At 66.1% G+C, this 2,964-nt stretch carries 4 protein-coding genes; 1 reads left to right on the top strand and 3 read right to left on the bottom strand.

Annotated features, from left to right (window positions below; translation table 11 throughout):
- The 3 genes from AC3AYF_RS03695 to purM form a co-directional block, all read right to left on the bottom strand.
- Positions 1 to 653: aldo/keto reductase (locus AC3AYF_RS03695; protein WP_487779409.1), on the bottom strand; the 653-nt coding region annotated here is incomplete at its 3' end.
- Between the two features lie 172 nt (positions 654 to 825).
- Positions 826 to 1,578, bottom strand: a complete 753-nt coding sequence (gene purN / locus AC3AYF_RS03690; RefSeq protein WP_295039858.1) for a phosphoribosylglycinamide formyltransferase — start codon at positions 1,576 to 1,578, stop codon at positions 826 to 828.
- A complete protein-coding gene (purM, locus tag AC3AYF_RS03685; protein WP_487779408.1) occupies positions 1,575 to 2,669 on the bottom strand; it encodes a phosphoribosylformylglycinamidine cyclo-ligase in 1,095 nt (364 codons plus the stop codon). Before purM ends, purN begins: the two co-directional genes overlap by 4 nt.
- Positions 2,670 to 2,760: 91 nt before the next feature.
- On the opposite strand from purM, the gene AC3AYF_RS03680 reads away from it, so the two are divergent.
- Positions 2,761 to 2,964, top strand: a 204-nt coding sequence (locus tag AC3AYF_RS03680) for a hypothetical protein (RefSeq protein WP_487779407.1), incomplete at its 3' end; no start/stop codon positions are given.

Raw genomic sequence — 2,964 nt, 5'->3', positions numbered from 1 at the left:
AAGCCTTCGCCCAGCGGTCCCCAGATCAGCGAGCCGAGGTTCTGGGCCAGCGCCAGCGGCATCAGCTCGTACTCCGCCTCGCGGGACTCCGGCGTGTAGTAGATCTGCTGGCTGATCGGCTTGTTGAAACCGTGGAGTTCGGCCTTGCCGAGGGTCTTCATCATCTGCCAGCCGGTATAGTTGGACGTGCCCCAGTAGCGTACCTTGCCGCTGGAGACCAGATGGTGCATCGCCTCCAGCGTCTCCTCGATGGGGGGGACGCCATCCCAGTTGTGCAGCTGATAGAGGTCGATATGGTCGGTGCCGAGCCGCTCCAGGCTGGCCTCGACGGCGCGGATCAGGTGGTATCGCGAAGCGCCGCTGGCGTTGGGGTCGTCGCCGAGCGGGCTTCTTCCCTTGGTGGCAAGGATGATGTCGTTGCGCTTGCCGCCCAGCGCCTTGCCGGTGATCTCCTCGGCCAGGCCCATCGAGTAGAGATCGGCGGTATCGATCAGGTTGACGCCGGCGTCGAAGGCGATGTCGAGCAGCTTCCTGGCGCCCTTGACGTCGACGCTCGCGGCCTTCTCGAAACCGTTGGCGCCCCCGAAGGGCCCCGTACCCAGCGTCAACGTCGACACCATCAGTCCTGAATTGCCCAGCGGACGATAATCCATATCGCTTCTCCTCCTTGCTTGCCGAAACAGTGGCCGACTGAAACGATTCGCCCGGCGAGGCGCCGGGCGATTGCGTCATGTCAGTCTGGCAAAGATTGGCGTCAGGGCAAGCCAGGGGAGAGGCCAATGGCAACGGCGCGACCGCGGTACGCCGGAACCGGCGCGCGAGGGGTCAGTCGTCGAGATCCTCGTCCAGCTCTTCGGCGGCGTCGGCGTGGGACATACGAAGGCCCGTCGGCGGCAACGGCATGTTGTCCAGTGCCACCTTGCCATCGGGCGACAGCTTGATCCGGCCTTCCAGGAACCAGCGTACCGCAATGGGATAGATCAAGTGCTCGCGGGCATGGACCTTTTCGATCAGGGCGTCGATGTCCTGATCCGGTTCGACGTTGACCACGGCCTGGATCACCACCGGCCCGCCGTCGAGTTCCTCGGTGACGAAGTGCACGCTGACGCCATGCTCCGAGACACCGTCGGCCAGCGCGCGCCGGTGCGTATCCAGACCCTGGTAGGCGGGGAGCAGCGAGGGGTGGATGTTGAGCATGCGCCCACGGTAGTGATCGACGAAAGCGGGCGTGAGGATGCGCATGAAGCCCGCCAGCACCACCAGGTGAGGTTCGTGGCGGTCGATGACCTTGATCAGCGCGGCGTCGAAGGCTTCGCGGGAGTCATACTCGCGATGGGGCAGGGCGACGGCGTCGACGCCGGCATCCCTGGCGCGCTTGAGACCGTAGGCATCGGCCTTGTTGGAGACCACGGCGACGATCTCGCCGCCACCGAGCTCCTCGTGCTGCTGGGCGTCCAGCAGGGCCTGCAGGTTGCTGCCGTTGCCGGAGATCAGCACCACCACCCGCGGCTTTTCGGCCGCGGCGGCCTCGAAATCGTTCAGCGTATCGTGCTGCTGTGAAGGATAGTCACCGCTCATGCCGGCAGATTCTCCAGCTGCACGGCCTCGGCGCCATCACGGCGGGCGACGATATCGCCCAGCCGATAGACCTTTTCACCGCTGGCCTCGAGATGGGCGATGGCCTGGTCGGCCTGGTCGCGATCGACCGCGATGACCATGCCGATGCCGCAGTTGAGTACGCGATACATCTCACGCTCTTCCACATTGCCCTGCTGCTGCAGCCAGTCGAAGATGGCCGGACGTTGCCAGCGGGTGACATCGATCCGGGCCGCGAGATCGTCCGGCAACACGCGCGGCACGTTCTCGAGCAGGCCGCCGCCGGTGATGTGGGAGAGGGCGTGCACGTCGACGGCGCCGGAACGGATCAGCGACAGCAGCGGCTTGACGTAGATGCGGGTCGGTGCCATCAGCAGGTCGGCCAGCGGTTTGCCGTCGAGGGTCTCGTCGAGCTTGCCGCCACCGACTTCGAGGATCTTGCGGATCAGCGAGTAGCCGTTGGAGTGCGGCCCCGAGGAGGCCAGCCCCAGCAGCACGTCGCCTGCGCCGACCTTGCTGCCGTCGAGGATCTCGGACTTCTCGACCACGCCCACGCAGAAGCCCGCCAGGTCGTAGTCGCTGCCCTCGTACATGCCGGGCATCTCCGCCGTCTCGCCCCCCACCAGCGCGCAACCCGCCTGGCTGCAGCCCTCGCCGATACCGGTGACGACGTCGGCGGCGATATCCACGTCCAGCTTGCCGGTGGCGTAATAGTCGAGGAACTGCAGGGGTTCGGCACCGGCGACGATCAGGTCGTTGACGCACTTGGCGACGAGGTCGATGCCGATGGTGTCATGGCGACCCAGGTCCATGGCCAGGCGCAGCTTGGTGCCGACGCCGTCGGTGCCGGACACCAGCACCGGCTGGCGGTAGCCGCTGGGGATTTCACACAGCGCACCGAAGCCGCCGAGCCCACCCATGACTTCCGGACGCGAGGTGCGCTTGGCGACGCCCTTGATTCTCTCGACCAGCGCATTGCCGGCATCGATGTCGACGCCGGCGTCACGATAGGTCAGGGAGTGCCGGCCAGACGAACCGGGCGCGTTCGGTGTGTCGGAAGAGGAGCGCGTCATGGGAGGACCTTTCTGAATGGGGATGATGTTCGGCGGGGCGCATTGTAGCATTGCTTCATTGAGGGAACAGCCGAAGGGCGACGAGAGCGCGATGACAACACAGCAAATCTGGAGCGTGATCGGGGTTGCACCGGCGATCTGGCTGTCTGCCCCGCCGGCGCCGGTGGCGACGCCGTTCCCCGTCGGCGCGATCGGAGGGGTCGTCGCGGCCGCCATGGGGGGTTGCTTGCCGTTTCGTGGCCGGCCGAAAAGCGTCTACGTCGTCCGGGACCCTCGCGGGGGGAGCGTATCAGCA

The sequence above is a fragment of the Salinicola sp. genome (assembly GCF_982684285.1).
The sequence above is the reverse complement of the archived record's forward strand: the minus strand, read 5'-3'. Positions and strand labels throughout refer to the sequence as shown.

Excerpts from the sequence above, each read along its gene's own strand:
- purM (WP_487779408.1), bottom strand. The coding sequence starts at position 2,669 with ATGACGCGCTCCTCTTCCGACACACCGAACGCGCCCGGTTCGTCTGGC.
- purN (WP_295039858.1), bottom strand. The coding sequence starts at position 1,578 with ATGAGCGGTGACTATCCTTCACAGCAGCACGATACGCTGAACGATTTC.